Annotated in this window: 19 protein-coding genes; 10 read left to right on the top strand and 9 right to left on the bottom strand. The window is 58.4% G+C overall.

The window, feature by feature from the left end; genetic code table 11:
- Positions 1-831, bottom strand: coding sequence for an IclR family transcriptional regulator (locus B9Z33_RS04860; protein WP_108285819.1), 831 nt, complete (start codon positions 829-831; stop codon positions 1-3).
- Positions 832-934: 103 nt separating this feature from the next.
- Between B9Z33_RS04860 and B9Z33_RS04865 the strand changes: the two genes are divergently transcribed.
- Positions 935-1,945 carry a fumarylacetoacetate hydrolase family protein gene (locus B9Z33_RS04865; protein WP_108285820.1) on the top strand — a complete coding sequence of 337 codons (1,011 nt, stop codon included), beginning with the start codon at positions 935-937 and terminating at the stop codon, positions 1,943-1,945.
- Here the strand turns inward: B9Z33_RS04865 and B9Z33_RS04870 are convergent.
- Positions 1,938-2,351 (bottom strand): type II toxin-antitoxin system VapC family toxin, encoded by a 414-nt coding sequence (locus tag B9Z33_RS04870; RefSeq protein ID WP_108285821.1) that lies wholly within the window; start codon positions 2,349-2,351, stop codon positions 1,938-1,940. The genes B9Z33_RS04865 and B9Z33_RS04870 overlap by 8 nt on opposite strands.
- A gap of 9 nt (positions 2,352-2,360) precedes the next feature.
- A complete protein-coding gene (locus B9Z33_RS04875) occupies positions 2,361-2,621 on the bottom strand; it encodes a type II toxin-antitoxin system prevent-host-death family antitoxin (RefSeq protein ID WP_108286168.1) in 261 nt (86 codons plus the stop codon).
- A 156-nt stretch (positions 2,622-2,777) separates the two neighbouring features.
- On the opposite strand from B9Z33_RS04875, the gene B9Z33_RS04880 reads away from it, so the two are divergent.
- Complete coding sequence (locus B9Z33_RS04880; RefSeq protein WP_108285822.1) at positions 2,778-3,899, top strand: Fic family protein; 1,122 nt, start codon at positions 2,778-2,780, stop codon at positions 3,897-3,899.
- A gap of 148 nt (positions 3,900-4,047) precedes the next feature.
- Positions 4,048-4,320: a BrnA antitoxin family protein gene (locus tag B9Z33_RS04890; protein ID WP_108285823.1), complete on the top strand. Its 273-nt coding sequence runs from the start codon at positions 4,048-4,050 to the stop codon at positions 4,318-4,320.
- 47 nt (positions 4,321-4,367) lie between these two features.
- Here B9Z33_RS04890 and B9Z33_RS04895 read toward each other — a convergent pair whose 3' ends face one another.
- Positions 4,368-5,144 (bottom strand): metallophosphoesterase, encoded by a 777-nt coding sequence (locus B9Z33_RS04895; protein ID WP_158270175.1) that lies wholly within the window; start codon positions 5,142-5,144, stop codon positions 4,368-4,370.
- 56 nt (positions 5,145-5,200) lie between these two features.
- On the bottom strand, positions 5,201-5,833 hold the full coding sequence (locus B9Z33_RS04900) for a hypothetical protein (protein ID WP_146183822.1): 633 nt from the start codon (positions 5,831-5,833) through the stop codon (positions 5,201-5,203).
- A gap of 139 nt (positions 5,834-5,972) precedes the next feature.
- Between B9Z33_RS04900 and B9Z33_RS04905 the strand changes: the two genes are divergently transcribed.
- From B9Z33_RS04905 to B9Z33_RS04915, 3 genes are read left to right on the top strand one after another with little or no spacing between them, the layout of a single operon-like run.
- The gene (locus B9Z33_RS04905) at positions 5,973-6,776 is read left to right on the top strand and encodes an ADP-ribosylglycohydrolase family protein (protein WP_108285826.1); all 804 of its coding nucleotides are present in this window, start codon (positions 5,973-5,975) and stop codon (positions 6,774-6,776) included.
- Complete coding sequence (locus B9Z33_RS04910; protein ID WP_158270176.1) at positions 6,776-7,564, top strand: macro domain-containing protein; 789 nt, start codon at positions 6,776-6,778, stop codon at positions 7,562-7,564. The genes B9Z33_RS04905 and B9Z33_RS04910 overlap by 1 nt, the downstream gene beginning before the upstream one ends.
- Complete coding sequence (locus B9Z33_RS04915) at positions 7,561-7,812, top strand: hypothetical protein (RefSeq protein ID WP_108285828.1); 252 nt, start codon at positions 7,561-7,563, stop codon at positions 7,810-7,812. The genes B9Z33_RS04910 and B9Z33_RS04915 overlap by 4 nt, the downstream gene beginning before the upstream one ends.
- Positions 7,813-7,899: 87 nt before the next feature.
- On the opposite strand, the gene B9Z33_RS04920 is transcribed toward B9Z33_RS04915, so the two are convergent.
- The 4 genes from B9Z33_RS04920 to gatC all read right to left on the bottom strand — a co-directional run bounded on the left by B9Z33_RS04920 (position 7,900) and on the right by gatC (position 12,207).
- Positions 7,900-8,829, bottom strand: a complete 930-nt coding sequence (locus B9Z33_RS04920; protein WP_199220281.1) for an HTH domain-containing protein — start codon at positions 8,827-8,829, stop codon at positions 7,900-7,902.
- A gap of 28 nt (positions 8,830-8,857) precedes the next feature.
- On the bottom strand, positions 8,858-10,327 hold the full coding sequence (gene gatB, locus B9Z33_RS04925) for an Asp-tRNA(Asn)/Glu-tRNA(Gln) amidotransferase subunit GatB (protein WP_108285829.1): 1,470 nt from the start codon (positions 10,325-10,327) through the stop codon (positions 8,858-8,860).
- A gap of 93 nt (positions 10,328-10,420) precedes the next feature.
- Complete coding sequence (gene gatA, locus B9Z33_RS04930; RefSeq protein ID WP_233252731.1) at positions 10,421-11,899, bottom strand: Asp-tRNA(Asn)/Glu-tRNA(Gln) amidotransferase subunit GatA; 1,479 nt, start codon at positions 11,897-11,899, stop codon at positions 10,421-10,423.
- A gap of 8 nt (positions 11,900-11,907) precedes the next feature.
- A complete protein-coding gene (gene gatC / locus B9Z33_RS04935) occupies positions 11,908-12,207 on the bottom strand; it encodes an Asp-tRNA(Asn)/Glu-tRNA(Gln) amidotransferase subunit GatC (protein WP_108286170.1) in 300 nt (99 codons plus the stop codon).
- Positions 12,208-12,418: 211 nt separating this feature from the next.
- Here gatC and B9Z33_RS04940 point away from each other — a divergent pair, with 211 nt between their 5' ends.
- From B9Z33_RS04940 to mrdA, 4 genes are all read left to right on the top strand, one after another.
- On the top strand, positions 12,419-13,462 hold the full coding sequence (locus tag B9Z33_RS04940) for a rod shape-determining protein (protein ID WP_100174197.1): 1,044 nt from the start codon (positions 12,419-12,421) through the stop codon (positions 13,460-13,462).
- Between the two features lie 72 nt (positions 13,463-13,534).
- Positions 13,535-14,497 carry a rod shape-determining protein MreC gene (gene mreC, locus B9Z33_RS04945; protein ID WP_108285831.1) on the top strand — a complete coding sequence of 321 codons (963 nt, stop codon included), beginning with the start codon at positions 13,535-13,537 and terminating at the stop codon, positions 14,495-14,497.
- The gene (mreD, locus tag B9Z33_RS04950; RefSeq protein WP_108285832.1) at positions 14,494-15,015 is read left to right on the top strand and encodes a rod shape-determining protein MreD; all 522 of its coding nucleotides are present in this window, start codon (positions 14,494-14,496) and stop codon (positions 15,013-15,015) included. Before mreC ends, mreD begins: the two co-directional genes overlap by 4 nt.
- Positions 15,016-15,017: 2 nt before the next feature.
- Positions 15,018-16,991 carry a penicillin-binding protein 2 gene (mrdA, locus tag B9Z33_RS04955; protein WP_108285833.1) on the top strand — a complete coding sequence of 658 codons (1,974 nt, stop codon included), beginning with the start codon at positions 15,018-15,020 and terminating at the stop codon, positions 16,989-16,991.
- The last annotated feature ends 19 nt before the right edge of the window (positions 16,992-17,010 follow it).

The following is a 17,010-nucleotide window of genomic DNA, read 5'->3' on the forward strand; positions in this document are numbered from 1 at the left end:
TCAGCGGGCACGCCAGCCCAAATCGGCCGACAGTTGCTCGGCAAATTGGCGCAGGCTTTGCGCAATCGGCCCGTCCCATGCGGTGTCGAGCGTGGCCGACGAGCCCAGCGACACCACACCCAAAACCAGGTGCCCATCGGCATCAAACACCGGGGCGCAAAACCCCGAAATGCCGGGCAACAACACATTGACCACGCGGCCCAGGCCTTGTTGGCGCGTTTCTTTCAGCATGGCCTGCACTTGCGCGGGGGTGCTGGGCAAGTCGCTGCGCCCGAGTTTGCGGGCCAGTGCCAATTCTTCTTCGATCATGGGCGCGGCTTTGTCGGCCGAGCGGCCGTGGCTGATGAAGGCCGCAAAGCAGCGCCCCGTGGCCGACGACAGCAGCGGCATCACATCGCCCAGACGCAGACTGACGGGCATGGCCAGCGGTGTTTCTTGCCAGTGCACCAGGGTCGGCCCCCGGTTGCCCCACACGGCCAGCGCCATGGTGTGGCCAGAGGCTTCGATCAATGCAGGCAAACGGTCGCGGGCCATCTTCACGGCATCCATTCGCGACAAGGTGGCCAGCCCCAAGCGCAGCGTGGCGGGCCCCAGTTCGTAACGGGTGTTGGCGCTGTCTTGCACCACCAGCCCCAAGCGCTGGAAGCTGACCAGATAACGGTGGGCTTTGGCGGCGCTCATCTGAGCCGCCGCCGCCAGGTCGCGCAGCATCAAGGGGCCAGGCGCTTGCGCCAACACATCCAGCAGCGCAAAGCCGACTTCGACCGACTGAATGCCGGCGCGTTCCTTGTCGCTTTCTTTGGGGTGGGAGGCTGTGCTGTCTGAGTCCATATCGCCTAAAATCCGGTTTCGTTTAGTTAAACGAGTTTAATAATGCGTAACTTCTCGGTGGTGCACACTGTAGCGCATCAAGTCACGAACGGACACATTCAACATGAAATTGGCGACCTACAAAGACGGCTCACGCGACGGACAACTAGTGGTGGTCTCGCGCGACCTGAGCACCGCTCATTATGCGACCGGCATCGCCAGCAAAATGCAGCAAGTGCTGGACGACTGGAACTTTCTGGCCCCCCAGCTGGAAGACCTTTACACCACGCTCAACCAGGGCAAATCGCGCCACGCATTTCCGTTTGACCCGGCGCAATGCATGGCCCCCTTGCCCCGCGCCTACCAATGGGCCGACGGCTCGGCCTACCTCAACCACGTGGAGCTGGTCCGTGCGGCACGCAGCTCGGAAGTGCCCAGCAGCTTCTACACCGACCCGCTGATGTACCAGGGCGGCAGCGACGATCTTCTGGGTCCCTGCGATCCGGTGGTGTGTGCCAGCGAAGCCTTTGGCATCGACTTTGAAGCCGAGATCGCCGTCATCACGGGTGACGTGCCCATGCAGACCAGTGCCGACGACGCCATCGAAGGCGTGCGCCTGATCATGCTGGCCAACGACGTGAGCCTGCGCAACCTGATCCCGAACGAGTTGGCCAAAGGCTTTGGCTTTTTCCAGAGCAAACCCGCCACCGCCTTCAGCCCCGTGGCCGTGACCCCCGATGAGTTGGGCGAAGCCTGGCAAGGCGGCAGGGTGCACCTGACGCTGCAGTCCATCTGGAACGGCCGCAAGGTCGGCATGTGCGAAGCCGGCCCCGAGATGACCTTCCATTTCGGCCAGCTGATCGCCCACATCTGCAAAACCCGCAACGTGCGTGCCGGCTCCATCGTGGGCAGCGGCACCGTGAGCAACAAAAGCGTGGAAGTGAAAGGCAAACCCGAGTGGCCCAAGGGCTACAGCTGCATCGCCGAAAAACGCGCCATCGAAACCATCCTTGACGGCAAGCCCTCGACCGAATTCATGAAGTTCGGCGACACCATCCGCATTGAAATGAAGGGCTTGAACGGTGAGAGCTTGTTTGGGGCGATTGAACAGGAAGTCGTGCCGTTGGCTAGCTGAGCCAAGGGTTCAAAACTGCCACGCCTGTCGGCTCAAAGTCCGACATGTTGCGTGTCACCACAGTGAATCTGTGCTCAATCGCTGTGGCCGCAATCATGGCGTCCCGGTCTGAACGTGGGTTGGGAATGTGCAGCCCCGCACACACGGGTGCGGTGTTTTCCGCAAAAGGCAAGATACGGCCCGCAAAAGCGGCGCGAACGCCGCCTAGCCAATGGCGCAAAGCGCTGCCCTGCGGCGGTGTTTTGCGCTCCAGCGCCTGAATGCCCAATTCCAACTCCAGCAGTGTGATGGCCGACAAAAACAGTTGGTTGCTGGGCTGGCCTGCGGCCCATTGGCGCACCGCCATGGAGGGGTTGGGCTTGCCTTGGCGCAGCTCGGAAATAACGTTGGTGTCCAGAACGAACATGGATCGCCTTCAGTCCAAGCTTGCGGCTTGAATCTGAAGGCCCAGCTTGGGCGGATCGAAATCTATGCCTTCACCGCCCGGAATGCTGTCCATCATCTCCAGCAAAGAAGGTGCTGCCTTTCCGGCCATTCGGTAGTAGTCGTCGATTTTGAGCAATGCGAACGCGGGGCGCCCCCGGTCGGTGATGAACACGGGCCCATCCACGGCAGCGCGTTTGGCGGCGGACACATCGCGTGTGAAGTCGCGGCTTGAAAACGTGTGAATGCTCATGGGCGCCACCTCTTGGATTTAATGTTTGTATGTTACGACAATTGGTTGATTTGTCAATGATGAGGGCGTGCTGTGCTGGATACCGTTCGAAGGCGTGAAGCGTAAAAAAGCCATTTACGCTTCACATATGAAGCGTAAATCCTTAGAATACGCTTCATGTACCTCTGGCAATCCCCCCAATGGCCTGAATTCCAGTTCGATTTAGTCGCGCTGCAACCGTTATTGGCCGCTGCACGCTATGCGCAAGGGCGTGCCATGGGACTGGCCAGTCATCTGCAACTGATGGACCTGGGCGCATTGGAACTGCAAGGCTGGGCCGACGAAGCCGTGGCCACGGCGCAGATCGAGGGCGAATTGCTGCAAGTCAATTCGGTGAGGGCCTCTGCCGCCCGGCGTTTGGGTCTGGCCGACGCCAAAGCGCTGGAGCGTGACGCACGCACCGAAGCCACACTCGACGTGCTGCAAGCGGCCATCGAACAAAGCCAGCAGCCGTTGAGCCACGACACCTTGTACGGCTGGCAAGCAGCCTTGTTCCCGACCGGGCGCAGCGGCATCCAGAAAATCCGCACAGGCGCTTACCGCGACCACGCCGAACCCATGCAGATCGTTACGCCCCGCATGGGCAAGCCCGACATCGTGCATTACCAGGCCCCCGACTCGGACGAGGTGCACGCGCAGATGGCGCGGCTGATCGACTGGTTCAACAGCAGCCAGGGCCAAACCGATGGCTTGGTGCGCGCAGCGCTGGCGCACCTGTGGCTGGAAGCCATTCACCCCTTTGAAGACGGCAATGGCCGCGTGGGTCGGGCCTTGGTCGAAATGACGCTGGCGCAAGACCTCAAAACCGACAAACGCCTGTGGAGCTTGTCGCAGCAAATGTGGCTCGACAGGGCGGGCTATTACGCCCAACTGCAAGCGGCCACCGGCCAGGGCAACATGGATGTGACGCCTTGGGTGCAATGGTTTGTGGGATGTGTGCACAAAGCAGCCGATGCCACCTGGGACCACATGCAAGCGGCCATGCGCAAAACCCGCTTTTGGACCGAACTGCGCGAGCAACACCCGCAGCTCACGCCCACACAAACCAAGGCGATCAACAAGCTTTATGACGTGGGACCGGAAGGTTTTGTTAACGGCATCAGCACCGAGAAATACGTGAACCTCTGCCGCGTGTCACGCGCTACGGCCTACCGTGAACTCACGGCGCTGTGCGAGATGGGGGTGTTGGTGCAGACGGGGACGGGGCGTGGGACTCGGTATCAACTCATCCAGCACTGACAGGCCTGTGAGCGCGATCAGTGCTAGGGTGCTTCATATTTTGTAGATGATGGTCGGCAATTGCACATCACTTTCACCTTGCGCAGCTCCGCAGAATTGATCCGCGTGATTTCGGCTAGAGACATGCACAGAAAGGAGCGCAGTGTTTATGAACAAGCAGACAGCTAAACAAGCCATCCCCAAGTTCCAGACCGAGGCGCAAGAACGCGCCTATTGGGAATCACATGACTCCACCACGCATGTGGACTGGAAAAAAGCGCAAAAGGTGAAACTGCCCAACTTGCGACCAACGACCAAAACCATTTCGTTGCGGCTGCCCCAGCACTTGCTCGACAGCATCAAGGTGGCGGCCAATGCTCGGGATGTGCCCTATCAGTCACTCATTAAGGTGTGGTTGCAAGAGAAGTTGCACAGTCGTTGAGGTGCGCTGGGGCATTCGCTTCAAGTGTCTTGGTCTTAACGCTCGCCTCACAGATCAAACAGCGCAATTTCTGGCGCAGCACCCCAGCGCAGCGGCACGATAGATGTGCCCAAACCCTTCGACACATACAAGCGACAACCCGGTACATCGTAGAACCCTTCCACGAAGCGTCCGCTGCCCACGGGTCTGAAAGGTGCCCAACCACCCACGGTGATCTGACCGCCATGGGTGTGCCCCGACAGGCACAAGGAGAAGCGTTGTTGGCGCATCCGGCGGTTGACTTCGGGTGCATCAAAGAAACCAGGTGAGTGCTGAACAAGAACAGTCACATCGTCTGACATGGCAAGAGACAGCAGCCGTGCATCAGGTTGTCCGGCAGTGAAGTCGTCCAGTCCGATCAAATGGATTTTTCGTTCCCCTGATGTGAATGACACACGCTCATTGAGCAGGAACCGACCATTGGGTTGATCTGCAAAAAGCGCAATCAATGCCGGGAAATCCACCCCGCTCCAGTGCTCCCAGTTGCCGGGCACGGCAACGACGGGTATGGAGCCCAGGGCCGCCAAAAAATCCTTCAGCACCGGCAGTGCATCGGCACGGTCTATGGCATCACCTGTGAGCACCACCAAATCAGGCTGCAGCGCCTGGACCTGAGTCACGATGACTTTCTCTTCCTCGCCAAAGCGCTGCAAGTGAAGGTCGGACAGTTGCATCACACGGAAGCTGATTGCTTGAGATGGTCCGCGCAAGTCGTGATGCGTGATTTCAAGGTCAGAACCGCTGCGCCAGAACAGGCCGAGTGCAATGAACAGGCCTGCGGCCAAAACCAGAGAAACAAACCAGATGGGCCGAGAAAACATGCGCAGGTAAACCGTAACCGTCAGGTAGCGTGCACTGACAACCACCGATCCAGCAGCGGTCTCACATAGGCTTTGCCCAAGTCATGCCCGCCGTTGGGCACTACCGTGACTGGAATGCCTGTTAACCGGCCAAAGGCCTGCACGTTGGCTGGGATGCTTTGCCAGTCTTCTTCCCCGACATGAATTTCACAGCGGGCAGGTGCATTGAATTGCCCTGCCTCCGCCAGCGTTTTCAGCCGTTCTGGTCTTGGTGGCGAAAAACTGGTTCTGGCTTGTTCGTTCGTGAACTCGCCAACGATGGGCGACAGCAAAAGCACCCGGCCCACGAAAGATGGCATTTGGGTTTGCGCATGAAGGAACAGGTATGAGCCAAAGGAATTGCAGATCACCCGTGCCTGTTCATGCCAGAAATGGCTTTGCAGATCATCGACGATGGCCTGCACTTGTTCATCAAAAGGCAGTGCTCGGAAGTCGCCACGCGTTTCGCGCCCTGTGACATCGAAACCCCGATCCATCAGGCCTTGACCAAGACCGGTGGCTAACTGGCCACCGTGACCGGGGAGGTAGTAAATGGTGCGATTGGGGTTCGAGGGCATGGGCGGATTGTGGATGATGGGTACTCTGTCAGTGACGCTTGCTGAAGAAATTTTCACTAATCAGTTTATTTCAGGGTTACTTTTCAAAGGCGGGGTAAAGGACGAAGAAAACGACATATGCATCCAAGTGCTCACCATTCAGATGCACTTGGCATGAGATATCCGACAATGTCCCATACAGAGGAAGGTAACAGGCATGCTCGGCACCGTAATTGGCGACATCATTGGCTCGGTTTACGAATTTAAAAACTACCGTAGCAAGGGCTTTGCCCCCCTGTTTCACAAGCAGGCGCACTTCACCGACGACACGGTTTGCACTGTGGCTATCGCCGATGCTCTGGTACGCGGTGCAGAGCCGCAGGGCACGTTGATCGACTGGTGCCGCAGCCATGCAGAAAATGGCGGCTGGGGCAAAAGCTTTGCTGAATGGTTCATGGATGACAACCCGCAGCCTTATGGCAGCTGGGGCAATGGCGCAGCCATGCGCATCAGCCCAGTAGGCTTGTTAGCCAGTAGCGAGGAAGATGCCATCGCCTGGTCTGATGCCGCCACGGCAATTACCCACAATCACCCAGATGGCATCGCCTCGGCCCGTGCCGTAGCGCTGAGCATTTATTGGGCAAGAGGCAAGGTAGACCCGCAAAGCATCGCCTCCCGCCTGACCGAACGTTTTGGCTATGACCTGAGCATCACGCCCGACGACATCCGCCCCACCTATGTACGTACTGAAAGTGCAGCAGGCTCGGTGCCACAGGCCATCGTCTGCGCCCTGCAAAGTACGAGCTACGAAGATGCCATTCGCAACGCCGTATCCATCGGTGGCGACAGCGACACCATTGCAGCAATTACCGGCGGTATTGCAGAAGCACTGCATGGCCTGCCGCAAGAGATTGCCCTAGAAGGTTGGAAATTTTTGACGCCGGAAATGCGGCATGTGCTGCAGCAGTTGTATGCGGAATCCAACGCTGTTCGTCAATTGATTGCTGAGCAAAACAAATGATGAAAATAGAGAAAAAATGTCTTGCCTATGCATCGACGCAGTCCATGGTCGAGGCGATTGTCTGCAGTGTTGATTTAAATGGTAATCCCGACACTCCGGATTCACGGGAGTCTTTCAAGGTGGGCGGTAAAGAACTGGAAGTCTTCAGTCATGGGCGGTCGTCAATCTCTTTTGGCCATGCTGTTATTGCTCCTGGATTTAATCTGCAAAATAAATGGGTAATCTTGGTTCGTTCGCCGCATTACACGCATGAGGCTGAGTCTGAAGTAGTGTTGCGCAGGACATGGCAATCAATCTTGCGGTTGTGTGCTGAGACCCAAATTCAAAGTCTTGCCGTACCCGTGATTGGGGTTGGTTTATTTGAATTTCCCAGAGAAACGGCTGTAAATATTCTTGTTGAAGTGTTAACGCAGGACGCACTAGAACTGGCACCTGATTTGGAGTTGATACATGCTTGTTTACCTCTAAGTCACTTTGAACTGGATTTTGATGCGGCAATGAAATTGAGTGAGCCAGCAGATCAGCGCCCGAGAACGGTTGAAGCCGCCGTCGAATGCCTGATGAAAGAAATGTCGAAATCGGCACTCAAGGACCTTACAGCTTTGCCGGAAGATCAACTGCATCAAACCCATTACGGACTGGCAGCAGGCATTCGCAATGACATGCTGCATCAAAATCCTGCTCTCTACAAAGCTACAGGCTGTAGGCACCGTGACGATGCTTCAAGCGTGATAGTCAGGGCCTTGTGGACGCATCTACAAAATAAAACTGAAACACTTCTGTCATGAGTTTCCACAAAAAAGCACTGATCTCATTCGTGATCTTTCACATCGTCGTCACTTTGGGTGGCGTGCTTGCTGAAAAACTTCAAACGCATCCGGAGCCAACCAACGACCGAGACATGATTGCTCAAGGCGTCGGGCTTTATGTGTGGGTACTGTTCACTGTAGTGATGTCGTTTATCGGACTTGGTGTTGCCTATTTGACCCGGGGAATTGTGAAATTGGTTGGCCGCATGCGTAAACCTAAGTTCTGATCGCAACAATCAAGAGAGCAAACAAGCATGCTGCAATCAGCCAACGGCTTCCACGCTGGTGCGCATGTCACGGCATGGTGAAAACTATCAGCTTTGTTTACCTGCAGTTGCAAGCATTTCTTTGATTTTTTCCGCTGTCTCAACTCGATCGTATTTTTCAACCCGAGGCTCATTATTATTAAGGTCAGCCCGTACTCTGTGCAAAAAAACTTCAAAGTCCGTGTTGATCTCGCAAAGCTTGTTAATAGCATTCCAATCCAGTTCATGCTCTTTGGCTTGATACAAAATTGCTGTGGAATCAGGATCATTCAGATCAAATTCGATGACGCCGATGCCAAACGAGTTCGAAAGGCGTTGCAATTCTGAGCGAAAGTCAAGGTCGGCAGAAATTTTGGAGGCACATAGATAGCCTTCATTCGCCCATGAAGAATTGGACACTGCCTGAAAAAAAGACTCCCGTAGGTTCTGAAACGTGAGATGACGTTTCAGCTCGAACGAGTACAGCCGCAGCTTGGGTGAACCTAATGCTTTGCTGAGTTCACGAGCCGCAGGTTCCATATCTGGGAAGAAGCAACCCACCATGTCGGGGTGAGTCCATTGTGCGTAGGTGGACTTGCTGCTTTTTTGGTGATTGATGGTCTTGCAATAAGCTTGGAACTCAGACTGAGCAAAGTAAGCCATCAAAGGATGAAGCTCCTTTTCTAGCAATGGCTTCAGCTCTAAGCTCACTGGTTCATCGGGCGGCTCCTCAATCGATTCAGTGTCGACCGTCGTCTCCATTGAGCGAAGATAAAACCGCTTTGGACGATTTCCAATGCTCACAAAATTGGATTCCACCCCTGGCTTGCAAGCTCCATACAATTTTGAGCCCAGAGTATGAATCGGTGTTTTCCCTGTTGAGTTCAGTTGAGCCACATAATCGGCTGACAAAGCAAGCTGCCATATCTCATCCACGCTGAGTGCCCTGTTTTGTTCAGCGAGAACTTTTTCTGCCAGCTGCAAAAATGTCAAACTCATAACAGATCTCCTACAAGCACTGAAATTTTTATCTCAGCTTCTTCATCAACAGCGCATTCACCTGCCCCGGATTGGCCTTGCCTTTGCTGGCTTTCATGATCGGGCCGACCAGGCCGTTGAGAGCCTTAGCGTTACCGGCCTTGAACTCCTCCACGTTCTTGGGATTGGCGGCCAACACGTCGTCGATGATCTTTTCCAGCTCGCCGGTGTCGTTCATCTGCTTGAGGCCTTTGGCTTCGATGAGTGCGTCAACATCGCCTTCGCTACCGGAGGGGCCTTCGCCGTTCCACAGACCTTCAAACACCTGACGCGCTGCGTTATTGCTGATGGTGTTGTCGCTGATGCGGCCAATCAGGGCGGCCAATTGGGCGGCGCTAACAGGTGCTTGTTCGATGGCCATTTCGCTGGCGTTCAGGCGGCGTGAGACTTCGCCCATGATCCAGTTGCTGGCCAGTTTGGGCTGGCCGCAGGCTTTGGCGGTGGCTTCAAAGTAAGCGGCAACCGCCTTGCTTTGGGTCAGTTGCGTGGCGTCGTATTCGGGCAGGGCGTAGTCCTTGACGAAGCGCTCGGCCATTACGCGGGGCAGTTCTGCCATTTCGCCTTTGACGCGCTCCACCCAGTCGCGGCCGATCACCAGCGGTGGCAGGTCCGGGTCGGGGAAGTAGCGGTAGTCTGCAGCGTCTTCCTTGGTGCGCATGGCGCGGGTCTCGCCCGTGTCGGGGTCGAACAGCACCGTGGCTTGCTGGATGGCGTGGCCGTCTTCGATTTGGTCGATCTGCCAGCGCACTTCGTAGTCGATGGCCTGCTGCATGAACTTGAAGCTGTTCAGGTTCTTGATTTCGCGGCGGGTGCCGAGCTCGCCACCGGGCTTGCGCACCGACACGTTGGCGTCGCAACGGAAACTGCCCTCCTGCATGTTGCCATCGCAGATGCCGATCCAGGTCACGATCTTGTGCAGCTCTTTGGCGTAGGCCACCGCTTCTTCGCTGCTGCGCATGTCGGGCTGGGTCACGATCTCCAGCAGGGGTGTGCCGGCGCGGTTCAGGTCGATGCCCGACTGACCAATGAAGTCTTCGTGCAGCGATTTGCCCGCGTCTTCTTCGAGGTGGGCGCGCTCCAGGCGCACGGTTTTGCGCACGGTCTCTTTGCCCACTTCCAAAAAGAACGACACCTCACCGCCTTGCACCACCGGGATCTCGAACTGGCTGATCTGGTAGCCCTTGGGCAGGTCGGGGTAGAAGTAGTTTTTGCGCGCAAAAATGCTGCGCTCAGCGATGTGGGCGTTGATGGCCAAGCCGAACTCGATGGCGCGCTCAACAGCACCAATGTTCATCACCGGCAGCGTGCCGGGCAGGGCCATGTCCACCGCGCAGGCTTGCGTGTTGGGCTCGGCACCAAACGCCACTGAGGCGCGGCTGAAAATCTTGCTCTTGGTTGAGAGTTGGGCGTGTGTTTCGAAGCCGATGACGACTTCGTAGCCTTGGACGAGTTTGCTCATATGTGGTTCACCTGATGAATCAGAACTTGTGGGAGGCCGCTGCTGTATTGAAAGCATTCGCGAGCAGGGGCTCGCTCCCACAAAGACCTGGGTTCACTGAAGGCCCTCCGGCTTGCGAAGGTGGAAATCGGTCGCTTGTTGCAGGCGGTGTGCGGCGTTCAGCAACTGGGCTTCCTTGAAGTAGTTGCCGATCAGCTGCAAACCTACAGGCATGCCCTGTGCGCCAAAGCCTGCGGGCACGCTCATGCCCGGCAGACCGGCCAAAGAGGCTGGCAGCGTGAAGATGTCGGCCAAATAATCGGCCACCGGGTCGTTGGCGTTTTCGCCAAACTTCCAGGCCACGGATGGGGCCACGGGACCGGCGATGACGTCGCATTCTTTGAACGCGTTCTGGAAGTCATCCGCGATCATGCGGCGGATTTTTTGGGCCTGCAGGTAGTAGGCATCGTAATACCCATGCGAGAGCACATAAGCGCCCGTCATGATGCGGCGTTTGACCTCGTTGCCAAAGCCTTCGGCGCGGGTCTTTTTGTACATGTCCACCAGGTCGGTGTAGTCCTTGGCGCGGTGGCCGAACTTCACGCCGTCAAAGCGGCTCAGGTTGGAGCTGGCTTCGGCCGGGGCGATGATGTAGTACACCGGAATGGACAGCTCGGTGCGCGGCAGGCTGATGGGCACCAGCCTGGCGCCCAGCTTTTCATACTCGCGCAAAGCGCCATCGACGGCAGCGCGCACATCGGCGTGCAGGCCTTCACCAAAGAACTCTTTGGGAATGCCAATGCGCAGGCCTTCCAGCGATTGGTTCAGTGATGCGGTGAAGTCTTCGGCAGGCATGTCCAGCGAGGTGGAGTCGCGGTCAATGTCGGGGCCGCACATGGCGCTGAGCAGCAGTGCGCAGTCTTCGGCCGTGCGGGCCATGGGGCCGCCCTGGTCGAGGCTGGAGGCGTAGGCGATCATGCCGTAACGGCTGGCGCGGCCATAGGTGGGCTTGATGCCAGTGATGCCGCAAAAGCTGGCAGGTTGGCGGATCGAGCCGCCGGTGTCGGTGCCAGTCGCTGCTGGTGTCAGACGGGCCGCCACTGCGGCGGCGCTGCCGCCCGACGAGCCGCCGGGCACGCGGGCCGTGTCCCAGGGGTTGGTGACTTTGCCAAAGGCCGAGTTTTCGTTGGCCGAACCCATGGCGAACTCGTCGCAGTTGAGCTTGCCCAAGGTCACCATGCCTGCGCCGCCTTGTGCGGATGCGCCGAGTTTTTGCACCAGCGTGGCGTCAAAGGGCGAGCGGTAGCCGGTCAGGATCTTGGAGCCCGCAGTGGTGGCGAAGTCGCGGGTCACAAACACGTCTTTGTGGGCCACGGGCACACCTTCGAGCAGACCGCCCGTGCCAGCGGCCAGACGGGCGTCGCTGGCTTGCGCTTGCGCCAGCGTCACTTCGCTGTCGATGTCGAGGAACGCGTTGTGCGGGTTGCCACCCAAACGGGCCAGAAAGCCGGTGGCCACTTCGACGGCGCTCACCTGTTTGGCCTTGAGGGCCTGGGCCAGTTCGGCCACGGTCATGTCATGCAGAGAATTCATCGTGCGGCTCACTCGATCACCTTGGGCACCAAGAACAGCCCGCGCTCGACGGCGGGGGCGCTGCGCTGGTTCAGGTCGCGTTGGTTGGGTTCGCTGGCCACGTCGGGGCGCAGGCGCAGCGTGATGTCCTGGATGGCAGCCACGGGGTGGGCCATCGGCTCGATGCCGGTGGTGTCCACGGCCTGCATGGCTTCGACGATGCCAAAAAAGCCGTTGATCTGGGTCAGCATGCGCTCACTCTCGTCGGGCTGCAGTTCCAGTCGGGCGAGGTTCGCGATGCGGGCAATATCCTGCGGGGTCAGGGACATGGTTTGAAAAGAGTTGTAAATGACGGGGTTTTCCAAGCCAAACGGGGCTTCAAAGCACCTGTTTTGCCGGGGGATCGGGTATTATCCTGTGTTTGGCGCAGCTCACAGCATAGCCTCTGAGCCAGCCCTCACGACACACCCGATTTGACAGCCGCGCCGTCCCCAATTTGCCTCCATCGGGCCTTGGGTTTGAGCGTCAAAGGACTCCCGAATGTTTTCTTCATTTCGCCGTTATTTTTCCAGCGACCTGGCCATTGACCTGGGCACCGCCAACACCCTGATTTTTGTGCGCGACAAGGGCATCGTGCTCGACGAGCCTTCGGTGGTCGCCATTCGCCACGAAGGCGGTCCCCAGGGCAAAAAGACTTTGCAAGCTGTGGGCCACGAAGCCAAGGCCATGCTGGGCAAGGTGCCCGGCAACATCGAAGCCATTCGCCCGATGAAAGACGGCGTGATTGCCGACTTCACCGTGACCGAGCAGATGCTCAAGCAGTTCATCCGCATGGTGCACCCCCGCAGCACCTTCCGCCCCAGCCCCCGCATCATCATTTGCGTGCCTTGCGGCTCCACCCAAGTCGAGCGCCGGGCGATCCGCGAGTCCGCTTTGGGCGCAGGTGCTTCTGAGGTGTATTTGATCGAAGAGCCCATGGCCGCTGCGATTGGTGCCGGCTTGCCGGTGTCGGCAGCTTCGGGCTCCATGGTGGTGGACATCGGCGGCGGCACCACCGAAGTCGGCGTGATCTCGCTGGGTGGCATGGTCTACAAAGGCAGTGTGCGCGTGGGTGGCGACAAGTTCGACGAAGCCATCATCAGCTACATCCGTCGCAACTACGGCATGCTCATCGGTGAGCCCACCGCAGAAGCCATCAAGAAAAACATCGGCTCGGCCTTCCCCGGCAGCGAAGTCAAGGAAATGGAAGTCAAGGGCCGCAACCTGTCGGAAGGCGTGCCACGCAGCTTCACCATCAGCTCCAACGAAATTCTGGAAGCCCTGACCGATCCGCTCAACCAGATCGTCTCGGCCGTCAAAACCGCGCTGGAACACACCCCGCCTGAACTGGGCGCCGACATCGCCGAACGCGGCATGATGTTGACCGGTGGTGGCGCACTGCTGCGCGACCTGGACCGCCTGCTGGCCGAAGAAACCGGCTTGCCCGTGCTGGTGGCCGAAGACCCGCTGACCTGCGTGGCCCGTGGTTGCGGCATGGCGCTGGAGCGCATGGACCAGTTGGGCAGCATCTTCACCAGCGAATAAGCGATGCACCTGGCTGCTTGCCCACGGCCAGGGTTCAAGCTTGACCTAACCTGAATCCGGCGCACCTCCCCCATGGCTCTGGATACCCTCGAACGCAGTGCCCCGCCGATTTTTCGGCAGGGCCTGTCTGCGACCACCAAACTGGTGCTCTTGGCGCTGCTGTCGATTTTGTTGATGGCCTCGGACCACCGGTTCAAAATTTCTCAGCCGCTGCGTTCGGGCATTGCCATCGTGTTGGCCCCCTTGCAGTGGTTGTCGTTGCAGCCCGGGCGGGCGGTCAACGGTTTGGGCCAATATTTTGGCAATCTCGAAGAAGCGCAAGATGCGGCGCAAAACTTCCATACCCGCACCATCGCGCAAGCCCAGCGTTTGCAGCAAGTTGAGCAGTTGACGCAAGAAAACGCCCAGCTGCGGCAGTTGCTGGATCTGCGCAAGCAAATGGCGGGACCATCCCAGGCGGTGGAGGTGCTTTACGACACCGCCGACCCTTATACCGATCGCGTGGTGGTGGACCGTGGCCAAATCGGGGGCATCGTGCAAGGCGCTGCCGTCATTGATGCCGGTGGCGTGGTGGGGCAAGTGACGCGGGTCTACCCCCTGGTCAGTGAGGTGACCTTGCTCACGGACCGGGACCAAAGCATTCCCGTGATGAATGCCCGCACGGGCAGTCGGCATGTGGCGATGGGCGACCCGTTCATGCCAGGCGGAGCACTGGAGCTGAAGTTTGTACCCGCCAGCACCGATGTCAAACAAGGTGACTTGCTCACGACCAGTGGCATTGACGGCGTGTATCCGCCGGGCCTGCATGTGGGCACCGTGAGCCAGATCGACCGCCGTGTCGATTCGTCATTTGCGCGGGTGCATGCCACTCCGGCTGCCAAAGCCCGTGGTCGGCATTTGCTGGTGCTGATGCCGGTCAAGGACTGGCCACTAGCGCCTGCCGCCCATCCTGAACCCAAGCGCAGTGGCAAAGGTCGGCCAACTGCGTCTTCTGCGCCTTCTGCCGCACCCGCATCTTCAGGAGCCAAGCCATGATCATGCCCGCAGGCCGACCGCTGCTGCTGCCCGCCAACCCTCGCTTCATTGCCTTGACCTTGGTGGTGGGGCTGCTGACGAACATGTTGTTGGGTTTGACGGGTTGGCGCTGGCTGCCCGATGTCCTGGCCATCGTGGTGGTGTTCTGGAATGTTTACCAACCCCGACGTGTTGGCCTGGTGTTGGCCTTTGTGCTGGGCTTGGCGCTGGATGTGCATGAGTCGGCTTTGTTGGGACAAAACGCTTTGTCGTATGTGGTGCTGAGCAGCATGGCGATTGCCGTGCAGCGGCGCTTGCTGTGGTTTCCTTTGCGCGAGCAAGCGCTGCAAATTGCGCCGCTGTTTGTGATCGCATCTTTGCTGGAGTGGGTGACCCGCCTGATCGTGCAGGACGCCTGGCCCCATTGGAGTCAGCTGTTTGCACCCTTGATGCAAGCGGCCCTGTGGCCTCTGATGGGCGCTTTGTTGCTCGCACCGCAGCGGCGAGCGGTTGACCCAGACAACATCCGGCCGCTTTGACCATGCCAATGTGGCTGCCTTCACTTGCCGAGCTGCGGGATAACCAGGCCGATCTTTCCCGGTTTCGCAACCGTGTGTTCGTGGTTCAGGTGGTCGTGCTGGTTTGCTTTTTGCTGGTGGCGGCCCGTTTGTCGTATCTGCAAATCGTGCGCCATGAAGACTTGTTGGAGCAGGCCGAAAACAACCGCACGGCCGTGATCCCCACCGTTCCGCCACGCGGCAGCATTCTGGACCGAAATGGCGTTGAGCTGGCCAGCAATTACTCGGCCTACACGCTCGAAATCACGCCGTCCAAAGTGACCGATCTGGAGGCCACGATCGATGCGCTGGGCGAGCTGGTGGAAATTCAGGGCAAAGACCGCCGCCGTTTTAAACGCCTGCGTGAAGAGTCGCGCAGCTTTGACTCTTTGCCCATACGCACCCGCTTGACCGACGAAGAGGTGGCGCGTTTCAGTGCGCAGCGCTACCGGTTTCCGGGCGTTGAAATCAAGGCGCGCTTGTTCAGGCAGTACCCCTATGGCGAGTTGGCCAGCCATGTGGTGGGTTACATCGGTCGCATCAATGCGCGTGAAAAAGAACGCATTGAAGACGACGACGATGTGGGCAATTACCGGGGCACGGAATACATCGGCAAGCTGGGGGTTGAGCAGCGTTACGAGCGCGAGTTGCATGGCATCACCGGCGTGAACCGGGTTGAAACTTCGGCCGGTGGCCGGGCCACCCGAAGCCTGTCCAGCCACTTGGCCACGCCGGGGCAGAACGTGGTGTTGTCGATCGATATCCATCTTCAAAAAATGATCGAGGATTTGTTTGGCAACCGCCGTGGCGCATTGGTGGCGATGGACCCGCAAACCGGTGAGGTCTTGGCCTTTGTCAGCAAGCCCACGTTTGATCCTAATTTGTTTGTCGAGGGCATTGATGTCGAGAGCTGGCAGTCGCTCAACGAGTCTCCTGACAAGCCCTTGCTCAACCGTGCGTTGCGTGGCACCTATCCACCAGGCTCGACCTACAAACCTTTCATGGCCCTGGGCGCATTGACCACGGGCAAACGCAGTGCCAGCACCATCATCAACGATGCGGGTTCGTGGTCTTATGGCGGGCACACCTTCCGTAGCCATGGCGACTCCGGGCTGGGCCCGGTCGACATGGTCCGTTCGATCACCTTGTCCAGCAACGTCTATTACTACTCATTGGCCAACGAGATGGGGGTCGATGCCATCCACGACTTCATGAAGCCTTTGGGCTTTGGCCAGATCACCGGCATTGATTTGCCAGGCGAGGTGCGTGGCGTGCTGCCCAGCACCGAGTGGAAGCGCAACTATTACAAAAAGCCTGAGCAGAAAAAATGGTTCGGTGGCGAAACCATCTCGCTGGGCATTGGTCAGGGCTACAACGCTTTCACCATGGTGCAGCTGGCATCGGCCACTGCCACCATCGCCAGCGGTGGGCGAAAATTTGCCCCTCGCGTGGTGCGTGCCACGCAAGACGCCCTGACCCACGCCCAAGTGGCAACCACCACGTCTGAGCCTGTGGATTTGGGTTACGCGCCCGAACACATTGCGGTGGTGCGCAACGGCTTGGTCGGGGTGGTCACATCGGGCACTTCGGCTCAGGTGTTTGCCGGAGCGGGCTACCAGAGCGCAGGGAAAACCGGCACGGCGCAGGCCGTCACCATTGGTCAAAAAGACAAATACAACGCCGCCAAACTGGCGGAGTACCAGCGCGACCATGCCTTGTACATGGCCTATGCACCCGCTGATGCGCCCAAGATTGCGCTGGCCGTGGTGGTTGAGAATGCTGGCTTCGGCGCAGCCGCAGCGGCCCCCATTGCCCGGCGTGTTTTTGACTATTGGTTGTTGGGCCAATACCCCAGCGAAGAAGACATTGCGGCCACCCAAAAAGGCCAATCGGGCAGACCGATTGGCACACCCCGGTCTAAAAAGGATGTGCCGCTGGAAAGCAGTCGGCTGAACTGATCAGCCTAAAGTCACTGCC

The organism is Limnohabitans sp. T6-20 (genome assembly GCF_003063505.1).
In the GTDB taxonomy this organism is placed as follows: Bacteria; Pseudomonadota; Gammaproteobacteria; order Burkholderiales; family Burkholderiaceae_C; genus Limnohabitans_A.